Origin of the sequence: Enterococcus sp. DIV0240d, assembly GCF_051711245.1 — a bacterium.
GTDB lineage: Bacteria > Bacillota > Bacilli > Lactobacillales > Enterococcaceae > Enterococcus_D > Enterococcus_D casseliflavus.
Genome location: NZ_JBIOMG010000001.1, coordinates 943,286 through 968,159, shown reverse-complemented (window position 1 = coordinate 968,159; position 24,874 = coordinate 943,286). Strand labels below are relative to the sequence as shown.

Annotated in this window: 24 protein-coding genes; 2 read left to right on the top strand and 22 right to left on the bottom strand. The window is 42.2% G+C overall.

From position 1 onward, the window contains the following. Nucleotides 1–69: 69 nt before the first annotated feature. The gene (locus tag IGJ25_RS04565; protein WP_438779125.1) at nt 70–2,541 is read right to left on the bottom strand and encodes a MucBP domain-containing protein; all 2,472 of its coding nucleotides are present in this window, start codon (nt 2,539–2,541) and stop codon (nt 70–72) included. Nucleotides 2,542–2,936: 395 nt separating this feature from the next. Continuing rightward, a complete protein-coding gene (locus IGJ25_RS04560) occupies nt 2,937–3,410 on the bottom strand; it encodes a DUF1456 family protein (RefSeq protein ID WP_010747557.1) in 474 nt (157 codons plus the stop codon). A gap of 259 nt (nt 3,411–3,669) precedes the next feature. Between IGJ25_RS04560 and IGJ25_RS04555 the strand changes: the two genes are divergently transcribed. Further along, nucleotides 3,670–4,119: a DUF305 domain-containing protein gene (locus IGJ25_RS04555; protein ID WP_005225207.1), complete on the top strand. Its 450-nt coding sequence runs from the start codon at nt 3,670–3,672 to the stop codon at nt 4,117–4,119. A gap of 132 nt (nt 4,120–4,251) precedes the next feature. Here IGJ25_RS04555 and hisIE read toward each other — a convergent pair whose 3' ends face one another. From hisIE to hisG, 8 genes are all read right to left on the bottom strand, one after another. Next, entirely contained in the window at nt 4,252–4,884 is a 633-nt protein-coding gene (gene hisIE / locus IGJ25_RS04550) for a bifunctional phosphoribosyl-AMP cyclohydrolase/phosphoribosyl-ATP diphosphatase HisIE (protein WP_010747556.1), read from the bottom strand. A 38-nt stretch (nt 4,885–4,922) separates the two neighbouring features. Continuing rightward, the gene (gene hisF / locus IGJ25_RS04545; RefSeq protein ID WP_005225205.1) at nt 4,923–5,681 is read right to left on the bottom strand and encodes an imidazole glycerol phosphate synthase subunit HisF; all 759 of its coding nucleotides are present in this window, start codon (nt 5,679–5,681) and stop codon (nt 4,923–4,925) included. Beyond that, nucleotides 5,678–6,397, bottom strand: coding sequence for a 1-(5-phosphoribosyl)-5-[(5-phosphoribosylamino)methylideneamino]imidazole-4-carboxamide isomerase (gene hisA, locus IGJ25_RS04540; protein ID WP_015509107.1), 720 nt, complete (start codon nt 6,395–6,397; stop codon nt 5,678–5,680). The genes hisF and hisA overlap by 4 nt, the downstream gene beginning before the upstream one ends. After that, nucleotides 6,394–7,017: an imidazole glycerol phosphate synthase subunit HisH gene (gene hisH / locus IGJ25_RS04535; protein WP_060792980.1), complete on the bottom strand. Its 624-nt coding sequence runs from the start codon at nt 7,015–7,017 to the stop codon at nt 6,394–6,396. Before hisH ends, hisA begins: the two co-directional genes overlap by 4 nt. A gap of 65 nt (nt 7,018–7,082) precedes the next feature. Next, entirely contained in the window at nt 7,083–7,676 is a 594-nt protein-coding gene (hisB, locus tag IGJ25_RS04530; protein ID WP_142967586.1) for an imidazoleglycerol-phosphate dehydratase HisB, read from the bottom strand. Then, entirely contained in the window at nt 7,673–8,731 is a 1,059-nt protein-coding gene (gene hisC / locus IGJ25_RS04525; protein ID WP_225001132.1) for a histidinol-phosphate transaminase, read from the bottom strand. The genes hisB and hisC overlap by 4 nt, the downstream gene beginning before the upstream one ends. After that, the gene (gene hisD, locus IGJ25_RS04520) at nt 8,728–10,008 is read right to left on the bottom strand and encodes a histidinol dehydrogenase (protein ID WP_081091763.1); all 1,281 of its coding nucleotides are present in this window, start codon (nt 10,006–10,008) and stop codon (nt 8,728–8,730) included. Before hisD ends, hisC begins: the two co-directional genes overlap by 4 nt. Then, nucleotides 10,005–11,564, bottom strand: coding sequence for an ATP phosphoribosyltransferase (hisG, locus tag IGJ25_RS04515; RefSeq protein WP_438779124.1), 1,560 nt, complete (start codon nt 11,562–11,564; stop codon nt 10,005–10,007). The genes hisD and hisG overlap by 4 nt, the downstream gene beginning before the upstream one ends. A gap of 513 nt (nt 11,565–12,077) precedes the next feature. Between hisG and IGJ25_RS04510 the strand changes: the two genes are divergently transcribed. Beyond that, on the top strand, nt 12,078–12,716 hold the full coding sequence (locus IGJ25_RS04510) for a CPBP family glutamic-type intramembrane protease (protein ID WP_015509102.1): 639 nt from the start codon (nt 12,078–12,080) through the stop codon (nt 12,714–12,716). 157 nt (nt 12,717–12,873) lie between these two features. On the opposite strand, the gene IGJ25_RS04505 is transcribed toward IGJ25_RS04510, so the two are convergent. The 12 genes from IGJ25_RS04505 to IGJ25_RS04450 all read right to left on the bottom strand — a co-directional run bounded on the left by IGJ25_RS04505 (nt 12,874) and on the right by IGJ25_RS04450 (nt 24,516). Further along, nucleotides 12,874–13,038: a hypothetical protein gene (locus IGJ25_RS04505; RefSeq protein WP_016610470.1), complete on the bottom strand. Its 165-nt coding sequence runs from the start codon at nt 13,036–13,038 to the stop codon at nt 12,874–12,876. A 118-nt stretch (nt 13,039–13,156) separates the two neighbouring features. After that, on the bottom strand, nt 13,157–13,999 hold the full coding sequence (locus IGJ25_RS04500; RefSeq protein WP_015509100.1) for a Cof-type HAD-IIB family hydrolase: 843 nt from the start codon (nt 13,997–13,999) through the stop codon (nt 13,157–13,159). A gap of 239 nt (nt 14,000–14,238) precedes the next feature. Next, complete coding sequence (locus IGJ25_RS04495) at nt 14,239–14,622, bottom strand: DUF7006 family protein (protein ID WP_010747547.1); 384 nt, start codon at nt 14,620–14,622, stop codon at nt 14,239–14,241. A gap of 578 nt (nt 14,623–15,200) precedes the next feature. Next, nucleotides 15,201–15,857: an HAD family hydrolase gene (locus IGJ25_RS04490; RefSeq protein WP_081116780.1), complete on the bottom strand. Its 657-nt coding sequence runs from the start codon at nt 15,855–15,857 to the stop codon at nt 15,201–15,203. Between the two features lie 266 nt (nt 15,858–16,123). Continuing rightward, the gene (locus IGJ25_RS04485) at nt 16,124–16,738 is read right to left on the bottom strand and encodes a hypothetical protein (protein ID WP_005225192.1); all 615 of its coding nucleotides are present in this window, start codon (nt 16,736–16,738) and stop codon (nt 16,124–16,126) included. Nucleotides 16,739–16,970: 232 nt separating this feature from the next. Continuing rightward, nucleotides 16,971–18,236: a CapA family protein gene (locus tag IGJ25_RS04480; RefSeq protein WP_060793031.1), complete on the bottom strand. Its 1,266-nt coding sequence runs from the start codon at nt 18,234–18,236 to the stop codon at nt 16,971–16,973. A 436-nt stretch (nt 18,237–18,672) separates the two neighbouring features. Continuing rightward, nucleotides 18,673–20,775 carry a BglG family transcription antiterminator gene (locus IGJ25_RS04475; protein ID WP_081116781.1) on the bottom strand — a complete coding sequence of 701 codons (2,103 nt, stop codon included), beginning with the start codon at nt 20,773–20,775 and terminating at the stop codon, nt 18,673–18,675. 23 nt (nt 20,776–20,798) lie between these two features. Next, complete coding sequence (dapA, locus tag IGJ25_RS04470; protein WP_060793030.1) at nt 20,799–21,704, bottom strand: 4-hydroxy-tetrahydrodipicolinate synthase; 906 nt, start codon at nt 21,702–21,704, stop codon at nt 20,799–20,801. Further along, complete coding sequence (locus IGJ25_RS04465) at nt 21,701–22,366, bottom strand: SIS domain-containing protein (RefSeq protein ID WP_060793029.1); 666 nt, start codon at nt 22,364–22,366, stop codon at nt 21,701–21,703. The genes dapA and IGJ25_RS04465 overlap by 4 nt, the downstream gene beginning before the upstream one ends. 24 nt (nt 22,367–22,390) lie before the next feature. Continuing rightward, on the bottom strand, nt 22,391–23,677 hold the full coding sequence (locus IGJ25_RS04460; RefSeq protein WP_081116782.1) for a PTS ascorbate transporter subunit IIC: 1,287 nt from the start codon (nt 23,675–23,677) through the stop codon (nt 22,391–22,393). 25 nt (nt 23,678–23,702) lie between these two features. Continuing rightward, complete coding sequence (locus IGJ25_RS04455; protein WP_016610456.1) at nt 23,703–24,068, bottom strand: PTS sugar transporter subunit IIB; 366 nt, start codon at nt 24,066–24,068, stop codon at nt 23,703–23,705. Between the two features lies 1 nt (nt 24,069). After that, on the bottom strand, nt 24,070–24,516 hold the full coding sequence (locus IGJ25_RS04450; RefSeq protein WP_016610455.1) for a PTS sugar transporter subunit IIA: 447 nt from the start codon (nt 24,514–24,516) through the stop codon (nt 24,070–24,072). Nucleotides 24,517–24,874: the final 358 nt, after the last annotated feature.

The following is a 24,874-nucleotide window of genomic DNA, read 5'->3' as shown; positions in this document are numbered from 1 at the left end:
TAGGGTTAAACAAAGAGTATCCAGAAAACAATCAATTCTGGATACTCTTTCCTCTCTATTGAAAAGCTTTTAATTTTCAGTTTTTCTTTTTCGTCTCAAAATTACTACGAAAGAAAACAGAACAGTGATGACTCCCAAAAAGCCCATGATTCGTTGACCTGTAAGTTGTTCTCCTGTTGCAGGCAACTTATTTTTTGATTTGGTTTGTGTGTTTGTTTGCTTGCTGTTATTTCCTGAGCTATTCCCGTTCTCTTCGTCCGGCGTCTTGTTTTCTGATTCTGGTGTATCTTTTCCTGAATCTTCTCCCGGTTCATTCTCTTTATCAGCACTGTAAACATAAATAACTTCTTGGACGGCATCACTGAAGGTACCTTTTGCATTTTTAGGCGTCTTTGAAACCCGCCAGCCAGATATTTCTTTGGCGTTGCTTTCATAAGACAAGCCAACTTTTCCATTAAGGATCGTTGGTTCAGCTAATTGATTTCCTTCCATGTCTTCATATCTTACGATAACCAGTGCTGCATCACTACGTTCATAAACATAGGTAACTTCTTGCGCATTTTCACTATAAGTCCCATTAGCGTTAGTTGGCATTTGGGAAACGTACCAGCCTGGGATGGCTTTAGCTTTACTTGTATAAGGTAAACCTATTTTGCCACTCAATACCATCGGTGCAGATAGTTGATTCCCTTCTGTATCTTCATACTTGACCGTCACTGGCGCTGCATCACTACGTTCATAGACATAAATGACTTCTTGTGCCGTTTCGCTAAATGTACCTGTAGCATTGCTTGGCGTTTGAGCTACAAACCAGCCTGGGATCGCTTTGGCTTCACTTTCATATGGCAACCCTATTTTGCCATTCATTACGGTTGGTGCTGCCAATTCATTGCCTTCTGTATCTTCATACTTCACAGTAACTGGCGCTGCATCACTACGCTCATAGACATAAACGACTTCTTGTACCGTTTCGCTGTAAGTCCCGTTAGCGTTAGTTGGTGTTTGAGAAACGTACCAGCCATTGATTGCTTTAGCTTCACTTGTATATGGCAGACATATTTTGCCACTTAATACCGTCGGTGCAGATAGTTGATTCCCTTCTGTATCTTCATACTTGACAGTAACTGGCGCTGCATCGCTACGTTCATAGACATAAACGACTTCTTGCGCGACATCACTGAAGGTCCCTATCCTATCCCCTTGGATCTCTTTCAGTGTATAGCCTGAGATATCCTTTTCTTCCGTAGTAAAGGGGTCGCCTACATACCCTGATAAAGTGACATTTGGTGCAAGCGTCTGTCCGTTTTCGTCAAGATACTTGACCGTAACATCTTCTGCAGTATTCACATACTTCACAGGTACTTGATAATTCACTAAATATTGAATGGTACCTGTACTAGCAGCTCTCTCGGTGGATAAACGATTAGGAACCAGAGAAGTGATTGACAAATAGTCAACATTGGCGGGAATATTTTTAAATTGAATCCCTTCTTCAGTCAGTTCAAACCCATCATTTTCATATAAGGGAAAGATATAGCCATTTTTATCTATCCCCCGAATCGAATAAGAATACTTTTTGTTGGACAAAGAAGAGAGCAACGCATTTCCTTGGGTATCAACCATCATACGGTCTTTATAAAGAACATCAGATTGGCCATCTTTTACTAGCATTGGCTCTAATAGTATTTTCTCCTGAGTCATAATAGATAGTTGGGAATTTTGATGGTGTTCTGGAGATAGCTCTAACTTAGAAAAATCCGTCATGCTACTTGCATAGACCGTCAGATAATCTGTTACCCATCCACTAAGATATTGACCAACCCCAATTAATTCTTGGGCTGTCAAATAGGCATCATAATTTCCTATGTGGATATTTGAAAAAGATCCTTTTGGAAGAACGTGTGCTAGTACATTAGGACGGGTAAACAATGTTGCATTTTCCGCCATAGTGATTTGGGGAACATTCGTAGCAATAATAGACGTCGTGTATAACGCTTGCAAGTTGCTAGCGTATTCTAAACCAGTAAAATCGACTACTGTGTCTTTGACTAAAGAAGAAAAATCTAACTGTTTTAGATTCACCATATCTTCTTGAGTGATCGTATCAACTGTTTTGTTTAGCCCTTTCGCTACCTCATTTTGCAAATTCTTATCCGGCATCCAAGCGTCTAATGAAACGCTTCGATTAGAGAATGCCTCTTTCATTTCCGCTGATGATTCAGTTGCCGAGCTAGCTGTGTCTTTACTTGAATCAGGGAGGTTTTTTTCTGTACTTTCCGTCGAGCCACTTTTCTCATCATCATTAACCACTTCTTGCGATTCTGAGTTACTTGTGGTGTCACCGTTGATTTCTTCTTTTATACGAGAAGAATCGACTGTTTCAGTAGTCTCCTCCACTTTTTCTAATGTTCCTAATGTCGTGATTTCTTTGTTTGATGGAATGGTTTCCTGTTCCTCAGCCATAACTTGTGCCAAAGGTGCCAACACAGGCTGACTTAACAAGATCGCCAATGACAAATAGCCCCAAAATTTCCTTTTCATAACATTCTCCTTTTATATTCGTTTAAATACGATACGCTTTCCTATCTTTCACCTATCGACAAACTTCCCCTTCTGATGATGGTGACGACTTGTTAATTACAATCTTTAGACACAGGATACCCCTGTTCATTTTGATAGTATTACATGGTTCATCATTCTGAACACGTCAACATTTGTATCAGAAATGACCAAACTTGTCAGGTTTTAACAAACAGGTTATTCAAGCAAACAGATCGCTCACTTCACCTGCTCCTTCATGCTCCAAGCTTGGCCTCAGTTAGCGTTATAATCACTGATTTAAATTGTTTTTTTTAATTTACACACAAAAAAAGAGACACATAACATGCATCTCTTTGGGCGGCCCATTGTAAGTTCAGCCTATTATTGATTTTTTACTAGTTATCCCGATACTCGATCGTCAATCCTTTTAAAAAGTTGCGGGCATATTTGTCTAAACATGGTTTGTAATTGCGATGGCCTTCTTTTCGTAAAATGGCGCCTAATTCACCTTTTGAAACTTTAACTCCCGCTTGCTCGAAAATGTCCAGCATTTCATCTGTTGTTAGGGAAAGGGCGATTTTTATTTTCTTCAGCATCAAATTATTTACATTGCCATTGTTCAACTCTAGGACAGGTTCTGCAGCATCTGGCTTTGTTCCTCGTTGCGAGCGAATCAAACCATTTAAGAAACGCTCAAAGGCTTCATTGGTACACTCAATCTCGTAGGTCTCAGGATCTTTTTTCTTCAATAATTGTCTTACTTCTTCTTTTGTGAAAGAAGCGCCGCCAAGTTCAAAAATTTTCACCATGTCGGTATCCTTGATATCCAAAGCATAGCGTAAACGCGTCAAGCGATCATTGTGATTCATTCTATACACCATCCATTTCTTAGGTTGATTATAACAAATAAACCTAGACGAGTAATCCCGTTTTCGCTTTTTTACTCTAAGAACCCATTTGTTTTCGTTCAAATGTATATCGCTTCTCTCATTCTACTTCCTCCGCTATACTTGATTTAGGGAGTAAATTTATTCTAACAAAACAATAAACGAAAAAAAGCATCTGTTCCGATGATGTTTTGGATTGCTTTATTGTTTTTATTTTGTACACAAAAAGGAGAGGAAAGAAATGAAGAAATACGGGAAATTTTTGGTAATGATTGGGGTATCGACGGTGATTATGTTTTGTATGATGTATTTCAATGTCTACGCCCTCGATCATATCTTTTTCAGCCAAACCCGCCTATTTATGGCACTAATGATGGGCGCGATGATGGCGATCATCATGCTGTTATTTATGTGGAAGATGTATGACAACAAGAAAATGAATATCGGAATTTTAGTTGTCAGTGTTGTACTCTTTTTTGGTTCACTGTTTATGGTCAGAAGCCAAACCGCCGTGGGAGATACGGCCTGGATGAAAGCCATGATTCCCCATCATTCGATTGCGATTCTAACCAGTAAAAATGCCGATTTGTCTGATCCAAGAGTAAAAGAACTTGCAGAAAAAATCATTGACGCACAGGAAAAAGAAATCAAAGAAATGAAAGAATTGATCGAAGAGTTGGAAAACAAATAGCCAGTTTGTGTGCTCACTCAAAGTACCAGCAGATCAACTTTATCGCCACGGTTGCGAAGCCCTTCAAACAATGGCTGAAGGGCTTCTTTTTTTATCGTCAGTTGCTTTCTTTCTACTGAAAACCCCTGACCGTTATTGCATCCGTTCTTGTTTGACTTTCTTATCCACAACATGACGCTTGGCAAGCTCTTGGCGAATAGCCGCTAAATCAATCCCCATTTCTGCCATTAAAACCAATGTATGATACGCCAAATCAGCAATCTCATAAACGGTTTCTTGGCGGTCTTCCTTCATCGCCCCAATCACGACCTCGGTTGCTTCCTCGCCGATTTTTTTTAAGATTTTCTCACTGCCTTTTTCAAACAAGTAGCTGGTATAGCTGCCTTCTTGCGGCGTATCTTTACGACCTTTTATCAGCTCATACAACGCATCGATGGTCGGAGAGGATTCTGTACCATAAAGCACCTCTGTAAAGCAGCTTTCTGTGCCTGTATGGCAAGCAGGTCCGTCTTTTTTTACTTTGGCGACTAAAGCATCTTGATCGCAATCTGCGGTCAATGATACTAAATGCTGGTAATTGCCGCTGGTTTCTCCTTTGCGCCACAATTCTTGGCGACTGCGGGAATAAAAGGTCATCAATCGGTCTTTCAAGGTCAAGGTCAAACTTTCTTGGTTCATATAAGCCAAGGTCAAAACTTCATTCGTTTCCACATCCTGCACGATCACTGGAACCAATCCTTGTTCATCAAATCGTACTTGCACCATGTTATCCACTCCTTCTATTGCCTATCAAAACGCCAACGCTATACGATTCGTACGGGAATATCGACGGCCTGTAATTGTTTTTTCAGTTCTGGGATTTTTACCTCGCCATAGTGAAAAATCGAGGCCGCCAACCCTGCTTCAATATTTGGCAATTGAAACAGCTCGATAAAATCGGCACTTTTGCCAGCACCACCCGATGCGACGATCGGTAATTTGGTGATTTCGCTGACAGCTTTCAGCAAGTCTAAATCAAACCCCTGCTTCACGCCATCGGTATCCATGCTGTTGATGACTAGTTCACCAGCACCTAACTGCTCAGCTTGGCGAATCCACGCCAATGCTTCTAAGCCTGTATCTTCCCGTCCGCCTTTGGCAAACACATGCCAGTTCTCACCGACACGGCGAACATCAACGGATAAAACAACGCACTGGCTGCCATAGCGTTTCGCGCCTTCTGCAATCAACTCTGGTCTGCGAAGTGCCCCCGAATTGACGCTGACTTTGTCGGCGCCACAGTTTAAGACTCGTTCAAAATCTGCTACTTGATTGATGCCACCGCCCACCGTCAAAGGAATAAACACTTCTGACGCCACGCGCTGCAAAATGTCCGTGAATAAGCCGCGTTCTTCTGCAGAAGCAGTAATGTCATAAAAAACCAGCTCATCGGCGCCTTGTTCATTGTAAAAGCGCGCCAAAGTCACTGGATCATTGACATCTTTTAAGCCAGCAAAATTGACCCCTTTCACGACTCGCCCATCTCGCACATCAAGGCAAGGAATGATTCGTTTGGCGATCATGCTTCTGCCTCCCCTGCTGCTAAGACATCCGCCAATTGGAGACTGCCGTTATATAAGGATTTCCCAACGATCACGCCAGAGATGCCCAACTGTTTTAATCCTTTAATATCTGCCAATGAAGCCACGCCGCCAGAAGCCACGATGTCGCAATCCAATTGATTGAGTTTTTCGTATAGCGGCAGATTGATGCCTTCTCCTGTACCGTCACGTGAGATTTCGGTAAAGATGATCGTTTGCGCGCCCCATTCCACCAATTGTTGGCAAAAAGTAAACGCGTCTGTTGCCGTTTTCTCGAGCCAGCCTTCCACGGCCACTTTTTCTTCCTTGGCATCGACCCCAATCGCGATCTTATTGCCGTATTTCTTAAGCATCGCTTTTGTGAATGCTGGGTCTTTCTGGGCAATCGTGCCGAGGATCACCCGATGAACGCCTGCTGCCAAACAATGCTGGATCGTTTCTTCCTCACGAATCCCGCCGCCAACTTCGACAAACAGATTGGTTTGCTGGACGATTTTTTTTGCGACATCAAAGTAATGGAGTTTGCCAGCTTTGGCACCATCTAAGTCGACGAGGTGCAGATAGTTGGCACCTTCTTCTTCAAATGAACGAGCAAATGCCACTGGATCATCCCCAAACACTTCTTTTTGCTCATAGTCTCCTTGGTACAAACGGACCACTTTTTGATCTAACAGATCAATTGCTGGAAAAATTTTCATAGCGGCACCTCCGTAAATGCTTTTAAAATCTTCAACCCGACAGCCCCACTTTTTTCTGGGTGGAACTGAGTACCGAAGACATTGTCTTTTTGCACGATACCGGGAATTGCTAGACCATAGTCACTGTCTGCTATGACATACTCTTGGCAATCAGTAGCAAAATAACTGTGGACATAGTAGACAAAGTCTTGTTCCCCTAGCCCGCTGACTAGAGGACTTTCCTTTCTGACAGTCAGCCGATTCCAACCAATCTGCGGCACTTTCAGATTCAGTTTGGCTTCTTCAAAGGCGCTTTGCATGGAAACGATCCGTCCTGGAATCAAACCGAGCCCCGCATGTGTGCCAAACTCCTCACTACTATCAAACAACAGCTGCATCCCTAAACAAATGCCTAAAAAGGGTTTGCCAGCTGCTGCCAATTCTTGGATCGGTTCGATCAGCGACAACTCTGCCAACTTTTGGCGGGCATCGCCAAAAGCGCCTACGCCAGGTAAAAGAATGCGGTCGGCAGCTTTTAATTCTGCTAGTGAACGCGTGATTTGGCAGTCAACACCCAAATAATCCAGCGAACGAGACAAGCTGAACAAATTGCCGACCCCATAGTCGATGATTGCTAACATAATACGCCCCTTTCCTTATCTCATCCATCTGTGTGGAAGATACGTAATCATTTTTCCCTCATGAATCACTGGATCGTCCCTTTGGTTGAAGGGATCTCATCTGGGGCTGCTTGATTGATCGCTACTGCTTCACCTAAGGCACGCCCAAAGCCTTTAAAACAAGTTTCCACAATGTGGTGGCTGTTTTTCCCAGCGATTTGATGGAGATGGATCGTAGCACCTAATTCACGGGCAAAAGCAATGAAAAATTCTTCAACCAATTCTGTATCAAACTGCTGCCCGATTTTTTCGCTCGGTATCGCCAACTCTACGACTGCCATGCCACGACCGCTAATATCGATCGCTGTCATGACTAAGGCTTCGTCCATCGGCAGCAGCATACTGCCATAGCGTTTGATGCCTCGTCGCTCCCCAAGACTTTCTGAAAACGCTCGGCCAATGGCGATGGCTACGTCTTCTGTTGTGTGATGGGCATCTACTTCTGTATCACCATCACAGACCAACGTCAAATCAAAGCGACCGTGGCGGACAAATAATTCCAGCATGTGGTCTAAAAACCCCACACCAGTCTTGATTGATTGCTGACCAGTACCATCGATCGTCAACTGCAGGTGGATCTTGGTTTCAGTCGTATTGCGGGTAACTTCTGCTTTTCTCATTCCTTCACCTCTTCTATGATCGTTGTTAACACCGTCATCAATCGTTCCATCTGGGCCCTCGTTCCTACCGTGATCCGTAAATACTCTTTGATGCGGGGCTGATTAAACCAGCGGACGAAGATTTTCTGCTCTTTCAGTGCCTGATACAACTCTTCACCAGCAATCGCAGGGTGCCTTGCAAACAAAAAATTTCCTTGGCTGTCGGTCTGCTCAAAGCCGAGTTTCGCTAGGGCTTGCTTGCTCCACTCACGCACGTGGATCGTTGCTTGGATCTTCTCATCGACATACGCTTGTTCTTGCAAAACGGCTGCACCAGCGGCTTGGGTCAAACTATTGACATTGTAAGGATTCAAGCTAAATTTCAACCGATTCAAGTCTTGGATCAGTCCTTCATTGGCAACCGCAAAGCCTAGGCGTGCCCCTGCCAGCTGCCGAGATTTCGAAAACGTCCCCACGACCAAGAGATTTGGGTATTGATCGATCAAAGAAACCATTGAAGAGCCGCCAAAATCGATATAGGCCTCATCGACAATCACTAAGCGATCGGGATGCCGTTTTAGAAAGGCACAAATTTCGCTTTGTTCTTGATAAACCCCAGTCGGCGCATTGGGATTGGCAAAAATAACGGTCCCTTTGAGCGAATCGTAGTCCGTTAACGCAATCGAGAAATCTTCTTGCAGCGGAACAACGGTGGCAGCGACTTGGTACAAGGCACCATACACTTGATAAAACCCATAGGTCACATCGGGAAAGGCGATGCCGTTTTCCGTGAAGCCTTGAAAGAGATAGGACAAGACTTCGTCACTGCCATTACCGAGAAACAGCTGGGCTGGTTTAACGCCAAGATAGGCAGCCAGAGGGGTTGTCACCTCTTCAGCAGCAATATCCGAGTAACGATTCAGCTTGTGGGCGGCATCGGCAACCGCCGCTTGAACACTTGGCGCTGGCGGATAAGGACTTTCATTGGTGTTCAGTTTAATAACGGCTTGCTCGTCTACTTGTTCCCCTGGTGTATAAGGAGTCAGCTTGTGATACTTTTGATGTAAAAAGGTCATTTTTCTCCCTCTCTTCGTACATTGATCGAACGGGCATGGCCGATCAAGTCTTCGGTTTCTGCGAACAACGCTACGGCTGGACCAGCCGCCTTCATGGCTGCTTCTGGGTAATACAAGTAGCTGCTTTTCTTAATAAAATCATCCACTGATAACGGCGAGTAAAAACGGGCGGTCCCTTCTGTTGGTAGGGTATGATTTGGTCCAGCAAAATAATCTCCCAGCACTTCTGGTGTATGATGTCCTAAAAAAACACTACCCGCATTTTCTACTTGTCCCAACAAAGCAAAAGGATCTGCCACTGCTAATTCAAGGTGTTCTGGGGCGATTTGATTGGCAATGGTAAGTGCTTCAGTCAAATCATTGACCAGAATCAGCTTTCCGCTAGATTCAAGCGCTGCAGCAGCAATGTCTTTGCGGGGCAGTTGCTTCAGTTGCAAGTCAAGCTCTACTTGGACTTGTTCAATCAAGGCTGCTTCTGTTGTGACTAAGATGGCTTGCGCTAAGATATCATGCTCGGCTTGTGCCAAAAGATCCGCTGCCAGCCAGCGCGGATTTGCGCTGGCATCGGCGATGATCAGCACATCGCTGGGCCCTGCGATCATATCGATATCAACTTCGCCGTACACCATTTTTTTCGCTGTGGCGACATAAATATTTCCTGGTCCCACGATTTTGTCGACTTTGGGAATCGTTTCTGTCCCATAAGCCAATGCCGCTACGCCATGGGCACCACCGACTTTGTAGATTTCATCCACTCCAGCAACGGAAGCTGCCGCTAAGATAGCAGCTGGAACTTTTCCTTGGCTGTCCGTCGGTGTGATCATAACGATTTTTTTGACCCCGGCGATTTTTGCGGGCAGGACATCCATCAAAACCGTACTAGGATAAGCTGCTGTTCCGCCAGGAACGTAGACCCCGACTTTTGCTAGTGGCAAGACCCGCTGTCCCATCACAACGCCATTTTCCTTCGTCAAGACAAAGCCTTGCTGGACTTGCTTTTGATGAAATGCCAAAATGTTTTCCTTCGCCTGTTCCATCACCTCAAGCAGCTCAGGGGAGACGGCTTGGACAGCCGTTTCAACCTCCTCAAGACTGACGGTTAAGGAAGACAAGGTCACTTGATCGATTTCTTCAATTAATTGAAACAACGCCTGATCTCCTTGCTGCTGAACACGGGCAATGATTTGGGCGACAATGGTTGAAACATCCTTCGTTTCCGACTGTTTCCTTGCCACAATCGTTTCGATCGTATCTTTTTGGGTCGAAAAAATTCTCATAATTGCTCCCTCACCTTCTCAATCACTGTTTGAATGCGTTCTTGCTTGAAACGCCACGTGGCGTGGTTGATCACTAAACGCGCTGAAGACGGCGCGATGTCTTGGATCACTTCTAAATCATTTTCTTTTAGTGTCGTCCCCGTTTCGACGATGTCAACGATCACATCGGATAGACCTAACAAAGGAGCCAATTCAATGGATCCATGCAGTTGGATCAATTCCACCGAGCGACCTAACCCTTGATAAAACTGACGGGTGATCTGCGGATATTTTGTGGAGACCCGCAGCGGGAGGGAGAAATCTTCCTCGAAATCCGTACGCGCCGCTACTGCCAAACGGCAGACCCCCATATGCAAATCAAGAAATTCGATGACTTCTGCCTTGCTTTCCATTAAAATATCTTTGCCTACGACACCGATATCCGCCACTCCGTGCTCCACATAGATCGCCACATCGCTAGGCTTGACTAAGAAAAAGCGCAGCTTGTTTTCTTCATCACAAAAAATTAGTTGGCGATTGTCTTTGAAGACGCCTTGCGCAGCGACTCCAGCTTTCGTGAATAAATCGTAGACGGCATCCCCCATGCGGCCTTTAGGTAGCGCAATGTTCAAATAGCCTGAACTTTCGTTGTCAGTCGGCACCTTTTGCCCTACATGGTTGAGCTTCATACCAAACCCGATCGCCCCTTGCTCTTTGCCTTGCCGACTCATCAAGCGATCATAACGGCCGCCATATAAAATCGTCTCTCTTGCTTCTTCGATGAATCCTTGAAACAGCAAGCCACTGTAATAATCGGCATCATTTAAAATTGAAAAATCCAGCCTTATCCGAATGGAAGCTGACAGTTGTTCTTTTTGCAATGCTTGATACAGTTGTTTTAGTTCTGCTAAACCAGCTTGTGCTTGGGGATACTCTGCCAGCAGCTCTTTGGCCTTTTGATACTTGGTTTCAAAATCACCTGACAAACGTACCAGTTTCGCCAATTTTTCAGCTTCTGTTGCTGACAAGCCAGCTTTTTCAGTCAGTGCATCCATGCCATGGGAACTCTTGTCCCGCAGGCAGTGCAGTACCTTTTGTCGATCCGCTTCGGGGAAGCGTTGGCAGATGCCATCCAAAATCCCCATATGAGACAGATCCAAGGTCCCTTTTCCCACCTGAGCCAAACTTTCCCAAGCCAGTTTTACAACCTCCAGTTGATCTTCCCATGTGATTTGGTCAATGAGCTCCAAACCGATTTGATCGATCTTTTGGTATTCCCCTGCTTGACGATCCTGTCGATAGACATCCTCCACATAATACACTCTGCGCGCTTCTCCAGAAGGTGTATTTTTGGCAATCGACAAGGTGACATCGGGTTTTAGCGCCATCGTCCTGCCATCCGTGCCTGTAAACGTGATGATGGAAGAACCACGCAAGAACTGATCATTTTGCTGATAGTTGCGATACTCTTCAAAATTGTTCGAGTGATAAGGTGAAAAATGATGCTGCGTATACAATTTTCTTAATTTCAGTTCGACTTGTTCGGCTGGTTTTAATACATTCCATAACTCTTCCACACTTATCACTCCTATTTCATGCCACCGATTCGGCTTTCTCACTGTTAAAGGCTCGCTTTATCATCGATTCACCATCAGTTTTTCTAATAATACTAATGGTTTTGCCATAAATAAGCAATGGTATTTTTCGAAATATTCTGGAATTTTTAGTCGATTTCAAGAGAACATAGCGATGTCGTTTCTTTGTTGACGATTATTCCATCGAATCTGGAAGTCAGTTTTCCTTTCTTAATGAAGTAACTTAGTACTTGTGCATCCTCCATCACTTAGTTGCTCAACCATAAAAAAGTCCGAAATATACGACCATCTTGTTTCAGAAACTCGTTATCGATTACTCTATCTTTTGTACCCTACAAAGAATTGGCGCAAATGAAGCGATGATATGAAAATCACCCAAAACGTTCATTGTTGTACTTATCGCTTATATTACGGCACAAAAAGCACACAGCAGAAGAATCAGAGAAAACAGCTAAATAGTACATGCTCTATAGCTTAATAAGGAGAGAAAAGTAAATGAACAAACTTATAGGAAAACAAATCTCATGGAACCACGCTTTACTAGGAACAGTCCTCGCAGGTATCGGTTTGGTCGGTCTTTTGTATGCCCCTGCCATCGTCAGCATCTTCTCATTGTCGATTGCCAGCTATTGGGCATTACGGCTAGTTTACGGTAAAGAAGCAGTCAAGCAGCTCTTTGGGAAACCCATCGCGCCAGTGAAGACGATCAGCAAGTATTTTCTTTTAAACATCCTGATCAGCTTCCTCGTTTCTCTCGTTTTGCAATACGGACTAAAGTGGGATCTTCATGGAAATCCAGTGAACGAAGGCTTTCAATGGTTGACTCTGCTCGTTATTCCAATCATGTTACTTGGAGAAGAACTCTTTTCCATCTTCTTTTTAGCGATTTTTTCTAGTAAATGTACCTTGCCAGTTGCCAGCATCCTTTCCGCGATCATCTTTGGCTTGGTTCATTACAGCACTTATGATAACGGCAATGTTTTCCATACCTTGGTCCATATTCTTTTCATTCAAGGGGTGGCGCGCTTGCTATTTAACCAAGCTGCCATCAAGAGCAACTCGATCCTGACTAGTTGGGGCACACATGTCTTGTTCGACCTGTTTGCTATTTTAGTGGCTTATCTGACTGCTTGAGAAAAACGAAAAAGACTGATTCAATTGAAATCAGTCTTTTTTGATACAACAACTAGTTACCTGAGTATCCCTCCCTGAAAAGAAGCATTGATCGCTTTTGTGCCTTTCACGAGGTTGGGTGTTTGTTTTATTCGCTGTGTTTCATAAGAAAATGTCCTTACTTTTTAAAGGGATCCTCTTTTACTTTCTCACAAATTTCTGCTTCACTGTACACCTTCATCAGCCGCTTGACTTCGCCTTCGATATTAAAACGCAAGGCTTCTGTCGCCTTCAGGTTTTTCAATGCTTGTTCAAGATAACAAAGAAAAGTCGTTTCCTTCATTTTAACTCAGCCTCCTTGTCAATCGTTGGTTTTACAGGTCACTTTAACAACGTCGCGCAACTCCTGATCAATCTCTCTAGAAAGCAGAAGGATTGTGCAGACGTTTGCTTCTTAGTGGTTACACCAGACCGTGCTTTTGGAGTGCTTGCGCAATCCCGCCGTCTTCTGGTCGAGCCGTCACCTCGTCAGCTACTGCCAATAGCTGTTCACAGGCATTGCCCATCGCAATTCCCGTCGCAACAGCTTCAAACATTTCGACATCATTATGGCCGTCACCAAACGCCAAGGTATCTTTGTTATCGATCCCTAGATGGTTCAAGAGAAAATCGATGGCTGTTTTCTTGTGGATATTCTTGATGCCGATCTCGCCACTGTCCTTGCCAAAAACAGGTACCGTACTGCGAATCATTTGGAATTGTTCGTGGTATTGGTCATGGACCTGTTCATAAGGAATGGAATGATTGATGAAGGAAACTTTGTTCACGTCATCGTAATCGATTTTCGCTTCGTCCTCGATCAATAAATCAAGGAACCACTGAATAGTTTGAACACGTTGTTTTCCTGCTTCACTTTCAACAGGCTCACCTGCTAAGACGATCTCAATCAACCGATTTCGTAAATTGGTACTTGCAAATAATCCTTGATTCGATTCCAAGTAATACTCGATTTGGTTTGCTTTTAAGAAATCGATCAGTCTTAATAAGGCTTCCTTTTCAAAAACTTTGTGCAAAATCACCTCATCGTGCACCTCGCAATAACCGCCTCCAGCACCAATCATTCCACTTAAAGGCAGTGCCAGTACATCTTCTGTGATTTCGGCTTTTGAACGACCCGTACACAAGAAAAACTCATGCCCCTTCTTATGTGCCGCTGTGATCGCTTGGCGAGCACTTTCTGGTACGTTTCCCGCATCATCGCACAATGTTCCATCTACATCTAAAAAGATAATTTTCTTCGTCATTTCATTCCCTCTTTCCTAACCCAATCAATAAAGCGCTCACATGAACATATTTGCTGAATCCAAGATGTCACCATCAGCCGCTTGCTATTAGTATAACAAATCACAAGATAACCTCGCTAGACTATTTTACTGACTCATACATAAACACGCTCTCGTTTTTTCTCGATGCCCTTTATCCTTGATGATCGTCAAATGGCTTTCATTTGATCACTTTTAAGGTGACTTATCCTTTGCGTAGCTTACTCTTCACTTAAATAAATCAATCCCCATTTAGGTAGTTGGTTAGTTGCATGACCCGTAAGCTCGCGATAATAGTACCGTTTGTCATGCTTGATCATACTGATAATTTCCTCTTCCTTCATCCCCAGCTCTTGACATAGGTCAGTTTTGGTATTGGTCACAAGTTCCAGTAGAATTTGGATCTGTGCGTCCACAGCCAGAAGCGCTCGAAAGGTATCAAATAAGTTCTTTGTTCGATCATAGTAAATGTCTTCGAAGTCAACACAAAGTTCCTGATAATAAGTAAAAAGTTTCGGATAGGCTGTCAGTACCCCAGCGCTTAACAATACTTCCTTTGAATAAGACAGATAATCCTTCGGGTCATTTATTTTTTCTGATAACACAGAATCACTCCTTTCCATCCATGGCTTTTCTTCAATGATAGCATTGATCCCTCGTTTGATCGTAATGATTTCCTTCTTCGTTAATCGCCCCTACATCCCTTCACATAAAACAAAGGCTTTATCTTCTAGTATTTCAAATCACATGAAATCCTTGGGTGGCATCCCGTTCTGCGCTCACCTCCAATGCATGATCTAAGGAAATCAGTTACTCTCATTATAGTTTTTTGTTGCTCCAAGCTTATAATTCCTTTTTGCTCTAGCAGAGGAATAAGAGAGAAAAATCCAGCGTACCCGCATTGCTTTATCTAAGAAGAAAGATCAAAAGGAATTTATTTGCAGTGATTTTCCGATGATTACGCGATCAACCAAAAGAACGAATGGAAATGAATACCTTTATTCAATGCTGTGGCGCCTTCATTCTCACGACAGCACAAAAAACCAATGATCGCTGGTTTCGATCATTGGTCAAAGTTCTCAAATTGCATGTTGTAAAAGGACGATCTGTCCTTTCTTTTTGGATCATGCCAAGATATAAGCGAGGCTAAAACGTCCTCTTACACTGTGAGCACAAAAAAGGATCATGCATATAGAAAATCTAAAATCTCACGTGGCGCATCTACCAAAGCATCTGGGTTTTCTTCAGAAAGCTTTTTCGGATCGTGGCTGCCCCACGTAACGGCGATCGTTTTGACACCCGCGGCTTTTCCCATTTGGATATCAAAAATAGCATCTCCTATCATGATCGTCTTTGTCGGGTCAAATTGATAGTGTGACACGACTTTGTTGATTCCTTCGGGATGAGGTTTGTAGTGGGTCACCGCATCAGAGCCGATGATTTCTTCAAAGAACGCCACAAGGTCCTGAGCAGCTAAGTTTCGTTTGACGACCGCTGTCTTCTTACTTGAAACGACGAAACAAGGTACCTTTCGTTTATTTAAGATTTCTAAGACATGGGGAATTTCTGGAAATACTTTCAAGGTACTTTCTTCATAGGTTTGGTAATAGGCTCGGAAAATCCGAATCAATTCCGCTGCGGTTTCTTGATCTAATGGCTGTTCAGACATTTTAAAAAATGATTCTTCGATCGGTATTCCCATATAATGTTCAATGACTACTTCACTGGGTACTTTGAGTCCCATCTCTTTAAAAGCTGCTTTTGTCGCCTTCACACTACATTCTTTTGAATCCAATAAAGTTCCATCCAAATCAAATAGCACACATTCAACCTGCTTCACGATATTTCCTCCTCCAAAAGGTATTCCATCAATTTTCTACAAATGCTTTTTTCATTTACGCAGTATTTCTTTCCATTACTGATTATCTCTATTTTATCACTAAAAAAAAGCATCATCATATTTTTCCATAACCTTCTTCATTTATTGCTAATATACTTATATAAAAAAACGACTCGCTTTGAAAACAGAGTCGTTTCTACAAGATAGGCAAATTTACCTGAAGGCCTATTTGTCAGGCATAAAAGTTAAACCCATTTTCAGCTTTTTTACTGCAAGATATATCCTTTGCCCCAAGCGGTACGGACGCGTTTTTCAGTATAGTCGTATTCATCTAATTTCTCATTGATTCGTTTCGCCAAAATCGATAGCTGCGATTTTCGGGAATTCGTGCCGCCGTTGCCCCAAATTTTCCAGCAAAGGTCCTCTCGGTTGATAAATTGCTCTTCTGCTAGATTATTGAAAAAGATCTGTTCTTGCAGACTAAGAAATTTAGGGAACGATTCCTTCGTTACTGATGCCTTTTCTAACTTGCGAGTATTTGGTGGCAAAGCCGCCAAAAATTCTCTCAACTCGACAAATGACCGATTAAGATAGGTCGCATTTTCCGCTTTTTCCAGTATCATTTCTTGTTCGTCATTCCCTGGCAAGATTCGAACGATCCGCTGTTGATAATAAGGAGCCAATGTCTGATTGAGCAATAAAAATTCTGGATCAGCAATTGTTTCACTGACAAATAAACAGTCAAATAACTTGGCACTTTCTATCAACCATTCCTCCTCTTCGGTACTTCTGCCCACGAACACTTCATGGCTCAAAATCTGCAGCTCCCGCTGCAAATCAATCTCATATGATATGTTTTTCGTCAATATGATAATTCTCATGACACACCCTACTTTCCTTTCTTATTTATTCAGAAATGAGTTGGAAATGATTTCTGAATACTTTATGTTGACATTATTACTTATTTTTATCAGCTTGAGGTGTCATTTTTTGTTCATAAATGGTGATCTGGTGTCATGTTTTAAAAAATAGATTGACTTTCATTTCATGGTTCATACTCTTCGATAGCCAATAAAAAAGCAACCTGTTAGCCAGATTGCTTTCTTGTCCTCACTACTCCCACTTCAAATCCAACAGCTCCAGCATTTCATGGTAGGCGGTTTCGATCCGCTGGCGCTTTTCTTCAGGGACATTTTTGGCATATTGCCCATCTGGCAGATAATCTGCGGCAAGGTAAACTTGAAAATCAAAGGCCTGCAAGACGCCGTATTCTGGATCATAATAGGTACGATCAGGGATCGGTTCTTTGGAGACCCAAGTCGGATGCAAGGCAATCTTGCTTAAATAGGTCCGCTGCCCTTCTTTGGAGATTTCAACTTCTGGGATGACGCCTCGTTCGGTCCAATAGTTGTTATTGACGGTTTCATAACGTTGATTCGACAATAAGTTTCCCATTGAATAAATGATAAATTTCTTTTCCCCGTCCTTTTCGATGATTTCGGTTGGTTCTGCTACATGCGGATGGCCACCGAAGATAATATCAGCACCAAAATCGATCATCTTCCGATAAACAGTTTGTTGTTCTTCCGTTGGTTCTAAAGAATACTCGACACCAGACTGAGGCATCACGATGGTGATATCCGCCAAGCTTTCCGCTTCTTTGATCTCTGCTTCCACTTTATCTAACGACAAGTCTTTCAAATAGGTGTCATACTCTGCTTGAGTTAAGCTTTCTTCAAGGCCATTGAAGCCATAGGCATAGGCCAAGAGAGCAACTTTAATCCCGTTGACTTCTTTGACCAGGATTCCGCTATTGTCGACCGTGACACCAATCGTTGCCAAGCCTTGGTCGTGAAAAGCAGCCGCCGTTGTTTTGATTCCTTCGATCCCTGTATCTAAAATATGGTTATGGGCAAGATCGATCACATCAAAGCCCGCGTCTTTGATACTGGCAACAGCATCGATAGGGGCGTTGAATAAGGGAAAACCGCCAAGCGGTTTATTAGGATTGATGGTTCCTTCAAAATCACCTAAAGCAAGGTCCGCCGATGCAATCAGCGGTTTGACTTGCTCAAAATCATTGTCAAAATCATAACGCTTCCCATCGTAAGCGCTTAAATAAACAGGTGTATGATAAAGCATATCGCCACTAGCTGTCACTGTGATGGTTTTTACTGCTGGCTTTGTTTCGGTAGAACTACTCGTTTCTTGCATTGGCTTTGTTGCCTTTGTCGTTTCTGCTGTATGACGCTGTTCGGGGATGCTTGTCACTTGAATCACTAGATAAATCACTCCAAGTATGATTGCCAGCAACGCTGTACTTAACCCCACAATGATCCGCTGGTGTTTCTGACGCTCCCGTCTTCGTTGTTGTCTCATGCCCTCACCCTTTCACTCTGCTTTATCAAAAACCTATCTTCGTTTACGTTCTAACGAGATTCCCTGCTCCCTTTCCTGCGAACCTCACTAAATAATATCTTTTTATTAAATAATTATACTATATTTGAGATTCCTTTAATAGGTCGTTTTGTAAAGAATAAAAAAACAGCCCGATCGTGATCGAACTGTTTCTCCACTTCTATGGTAGCTGATTCCCGAATGCATCTTTCTTGTAGAACTGGACTAACCTCAAACGGCATAAATTAGTATCATTAGAGAATTCTTCCGCTGTTAACAGTTCTGAGTAACATCGCTTGCGTTCGGATGAACAGCAGCAAATGATGAAGGCAAATGACTCCCCTTCGCACGCTTCTCTCAATAAAGACCAAAGAGTATCTGTTTTATCCTATAAGACTTACAGTATTTTCGAAAAAATTTATACAACAGCAGTACGTAAAATCTCTGCAAACCATTGATAAACTGTTTCCGGACATTCATGTTTTTCTAATTCTCGAAAAAAATCTTTGGATTCAATAAGGGTAATAAACTGAGTCATCGCATTTAGATGCTGCTTGCTGTCTAATGCAGAAAGGGTAAAGATATACTTTACAGGAATCGTTCCCAAGACATATACTTCAGATTCTAACGTTGTCAATCCCATGCCAAGTTTTTTTGCACCTGCTTCAGGAACCGTATGCGGTAAGGCAACTTGATCGAATATCACCATATAAGCGCCTTCTGATCTGGTTTGTTGAATGATCGAATCGATGTAATTTCTAGTGATGATCTTTCTTTCAATCAATGGATTGGCTGCGAGATAAAAGGCCTCTTCCCATGTTCTGGCTTTTTTGTTTAATTGTATCAATTCTGGACGCATCATATCCAACAGCATTGCAGGTTCTTTTGACTTTTTCTCTTTTTGAGACATGATAGATGCCGTTGGCGAGCAGGTCTCTTGTACAAATTTCTCTAAATGATGCCGCAGAGCTGACTCACTAGTAACTGTTGAATATTGTTGAATAACCTGCATCAAGCCGTCGATCGTCACAGTATTGGGCTTGATGCTTGTACTGGTTTCGAATTTGACATCTAAAAACAACTGGGTTCGTTCCTCGTAAGACATGATCGGGTTTACTACAAAAATCGGCTTTTTTAACGGATAAAGTTGAAAGTTGGGTTTTGTCGTAAAAATGATATCGTATGACTGATCAAATGAATGCAGTTCGCTTGTTTCAATCGGTCCCAATAAGATAAAAGAGGGAAAGATTTCCTTTAATTCATTGTAAATGATTGCTGAGCTTCCAATACCATTTGGGCAGACAACGACCCCCACTTTTTGTTGCACCATATATTCTTCAGAATTTCTGATCAAAAGCGCAAAGTGCATGGTTAAAAAGGCTACTTCTTCATCTGGAAGCTTTGAATCAAAGCTATCACTGATTGGTCTCAAGGTTTCTTTTACGATCTGATAAAGGTCATTATATTTTTCAAAAATTTTATCCTGCATAGGGTTGATGATCGGTAATCGAAACAGCATTCGGAAATAGGTCGGTCGAAAATGACTATATAATTGCTTGATGACAGAGTGTTTATCCTTGAAACGAATACCTGAAAGCAATTCAAATCGCTCGACAATTCTTTCTACCAAGTCAATGATGACCAAATTTCCTTGAAGCCATTCCTTTTCATTCCCTAATGCCATTCCCAGTACCCACCCACAGAGATAGTTCTTTTCTATACTATTCATCACCCCTGCGTTTTCTAAAACTTCTTCAGCAAAGCGGTACTCCTTCATTTTTACTAACTCATGATCATTAGAAAAAGGTTTTAGATCAAATTCATTCAAGCCCATTCTTGGGTATAAAAAAATAAGGATATAGTTCAATTCAATCAACCTATTTTCAACTAACTCTATCGCATGTTTTTCTAAAAGAAGAGAAAGATAGGTGTCCTGCTCATCCGCCAATTGTATTCGTTCGTTATGAATAAAGTAACGGTAGATAAAATCATCGTCCTTGCTAGTTACATCTTCCAAAATCATTCGAAATAAAGCGTAACGAATCATCAGTTCATCACCTGCTAAGTGATACCCCTCTTTTCTCGAGTAACTGATTGAAATATCGTACCCCTGCAATTCCGCTTGTAATTTGCGCAGATCACTCATAAAGGTTGTTTTGCCGATTTTTAACGCATCTAAAAAATGGTTGACCGACAGATAGTCTTTCTCGTAGTAAAAGAGCGTCAAAAAGATATATTTTCCTCGTTCTTTTGAACTCATCTCATAATACTTAAACATACGCTCACGTAAAAATGACTCCAACAAATATTCCTTGCTTTTTTCAGGCAGTCGGATCACACTTTCCTTATTCACGCTAAGTGGTAGTTTTTGGGCAGATAGAAACTGGTTGATTTTATCAATGGTATACTCTATTTGAGTGCGGTTCATAGAATAATTCCGCTGAAGATAATCGTAACTGATGGTCGGTTTTTCAATCAGAGCCATCATCATCTTTCTCGTCCTATAGTCAATTTTCACCATCAATGTTCCCCCATTTCTGCAGCCTACTGTTCTACTTTCAATGTAAATCCTTCCGCTTGTACATATTTTTGAAGCACTTGATCCACCTGCTGCTTTTCTTCTTTCGTAAGATCTAGAACAGGCAGTTTCGGTAACCCAACATCCTGTCCGATTGCCCGCAAACAGTATTTCAGCCCAGACGGAATCGTTGAGCATTTGCAGGCTTCTCTAAAATCATCAATACTTGCTTGTGCTTGCCGTGCTTGTTCTATGTTTCCAGCTACAAATTGTTCATAGATCGACACATCTGTTTTCGTCACAACATTTGCGGTTGAAGCCACAGAACCATCTGCTCCTAACTGTAATGCTTCTAAAATCTTAGAGTCGCTTCCCATCAGCAAAGAGAAATCCTCTCGATGATTTAATTCAAGATAGCCCTTAAAGTTTTCTAGATCACCGCTCGAATCTTTTATCCCAATGATCGAATCAATTTTGAGTAATTCCGAGAAAACATGACGATTGATGAAATTTCTAGTATTTGGCGGAATATTGTACAAAATGATTGGCAGTGTCGTTTGCTCAGCAATCACACGATAATGATGAATCAGCTCTTCATCGGTATATTTCAAAAGATATGGTGTAATAATGGAAGCAGCATCAACGCCGATTTTTGCAAACTCATTTACTAACTCAATCACTTTATTCGTTGCAATATCTCCGGCACCTGCAAATACTGGTACTCTGCCCGATACTTCATCGACAACGATTTTTGCAAACTGGATTTTCTCTTCTTTGCTTAAGGTATGAAATTCGCCATTGGTTCCTAAAATAAACAACCCGTGGACACCACCAGCAATCAAATGTCTTACAAGCTTTCTAGTGCCCTCTTCATTGATACCGTTCTCATTTAATGGTGTGACCATTGCTGGTATAATTCCTCTGATTTTCATTGTGTAAGCTCCTTTTTTGTCGTTGCTCCTAAGCTTCCCCCTGGATGCCATTTAAGGTAATCTTCTAAATTGATTTCTTTTGCTTCTTGCAGCAACACCGACAGAACCTGCAGCTGGATCATTTGGGCGATCACAGAGGAACGTGGCGGTTTATTCAATGAGTCCCCTTCTTGGGAAACATAAGAAGACAATGTGACTTCAGCACAGGAAGCTAGGGAAGAATCTTCATTTCCTGTTACCGCTAAAATTACGGCGCCATTGGCTTTTAAGGCAGCAAGTGCATATTCTAATTCTTTGGTGTTCCCACTATTACTTATCGCAATCACTACATCGCCAGCCACGACTTGTCCTGCCGATCCGTGCACAGTTTCGGTTGTGTCTAAAAAATAGGCTGGCGTACCGACAGAGGAGAAAAGTGAAGCTGCATAGCCTGCTACATAGGAACATTTTCCCACGCCTGTTACATGAACGCGCTTATGATTTTTTTCTGCATGGAGAATAAGTTCTTTGGCCTTCACCATCTGTTGATAGACTTCTTCTTCTTCAAGCCGATAAAATTGAGCATCGCTTTGGGCTTTTAAATTCGTACTATATGCAAACAAAACGTTTTTTTCATTCAATACAGATTTTCCTTCCTTATAGCAAGGAGAAATTGTATCCATCCTTCTCCTTGCTAATCATACTGTTTAACTAAATAGTTTTAAGATTTTGTCTAGTAAAATTCCGATAATATTGTAGTCGATTTGAGGAAATCCAGCGTCTGTGATGCCTAATTCAGAAAAAGCTGGGAAAAGCACCAAAGGCAATGCAGTCAGCAAAATACCGCCTAAGAAGGATGCGATGATCGCCCCTTTCAACCCGCCTCTTATTGAACCAAAGACACCCATGGTTCCACCCGAGAAAAAAGCAATCCCAGCGGCTGGCAAAAGCACAACGGGAGAACCCATAGCAGCCATGGCAAACGTCGCTGTTAACCCACCTATAAACGAGGTAATAAAACCGACAGGAACCATGGTTGGCGCATATTGGAAAAACACAGGAACATCTACTGCCGGCATTGATCCTGGGATATATTTTTCTGAGATCGCCACGAAGGCAGCCGTTAATTCAGCAATAAATTGACGCACACCATAAATCAGTACAGACATCCCCGCAGCAAATTGCAACCCTTGAATCAACGGATACAAGAACCATAAGTCGTTGCCAGCCATTTCTTGAACGACATCCATATGACCACTTAAAACTGCTGCGATCGTTGCAATGTAGAAAAGAATAATCATGAAAAATGCAACAGAGAAGACAAAATCTCGGAATACGGAGAAGAAATCAGGGAGCTCGCGATTGGCTGCTTTCTCTTTCTTTGCTTGCCAATTTTTCCCTCCAATGACACTGCCGATGACACCTGAGAACCAGTAAAAAATCAAGTTAAAGTGACCTAGTGCAACCCCTGCATTACCTGTCAGCTCATCTGTATATTTCTGAGCCAATTTGGGCAGCCCTGCTCCTGCAAAACCTAGCACCAAAGAACCAAAGATAACTGTTACCCAAGTGGGCATACCATTCGAAATAAAAATCAACCCAATGACAGCAGCAAAGAAAAGATAATGCTGACCGGTTAAGAAAATTGATTTTAAAGGCGTCAATTTCGCAATAACTAATCCGAATATGAACCCTGAGCCCATAATCATTGATATTTCAAAACCATATACATCCATGGCTAACGCTGTAGCAGGCTCTACTGCCAGAACCGTCCCTTGAACACCAAATGCGGTCTGAAACAACGTGGCAAAATTTGCAGCAATCGTTCCTACATGACCACCACCAATATTAAAAATCATAAACCCAATGCCCACTTTGAGGACACCGCTCAGGGTCTCCTTCGCAGGCTTTCTTTGTGCAAGTAACCCAATCAAAGCCAAAATCATTAGCAACACAGCAGTATTTCTGAATTGGTTCATTACTAAAATTGCCATTCAATTTATTCCTCGCTCCATCAATTTATTTTGTTTGCATCGTTTCAAGAAATGTTTCTAGTTTTCCTTGGATCTCTTCTTTACTCATAATATTTTGAATGCCTATGACTTCATAAGGTTTGTTTTGAAAATCAGGTTCCGCTGCGATATCTGCCATACTCATAAAGGCATCGCCCGTAAAACCAATGAGGACGTCTAGGTTTCCATGAATCGTTTCAATGGGATAGCCGTTTTCTTCAATCACTGATTTTACCTTTATGTGAAGCAGCGTTGAACTCCCCATCCCCGCACGGCATGCAACCGCTATCAAATATTTCTTGCCATTACTTGTCTTAGGTTTTGCATCTGCTTGGATCGATGCATCATTTTTCTTTTTTTGAAAGAATCCCATCTTAACTCCTCGTTTCTTCTAATAGTTTTATAAATGCTTCTGGTGTCTGCACATTTGCTAAACGATCAATGATATTGTCCCTTGCTAAAACTTCTGCTAACTCACCCATCAGTTCCAAATGACTGGTCGGGTCTATCGCTGCCAAACAGAAAATGACTTTCACTGGATCATTGGGCGAACCAAATGAGATGGGGGTATTTAATGTCATCGCACTTAGTCCTAAACGACAAACCCCATCTTCTGATCGGGCATGGGCCAAAGCAAACCCAGGCATAAGCACGATATACGGCCCGGCATCTAAGACAGATTGAACCATCGCTTCGACATACTGTTTTGTAACGCTGCCATTCTTCAATAACGGCTGGGCAGCTTTTTTGATTGCTTCTTGCCAACTGGTACTGTCTTGCTGAAGTAAAATGTTTTCTTTTGTTAATAATGTAGTTTGCAAACGACGATTTCCTTTCTAAAAAAAATTTCTTTAGGTTTTAGTAAAGAATTTCTCGAGATCATTCCTATACACACACTATAAGTGAAAAGTTCTGGCCTGAATAGACGATTTGAGACCACATATTTGTACGCGCTTCCAGATTAAGTGAACTGCTCTTTTCAAAAAGACCAGATATACTGGCTATTTTTTTTATTAGCCTCCAGTTTTTCTCGATATCCTTCTTGAGCAGTTCACAAAACTTATTCTCTCAAGGAAAAAGTGAACCAAAAATGGACAGATCTTTTGCTTGCACCCACAATAAAAAAAGAAGCTCTTAAATAAACTAAGAACTTCTTAAAGCAAACAATCTATTCATGGC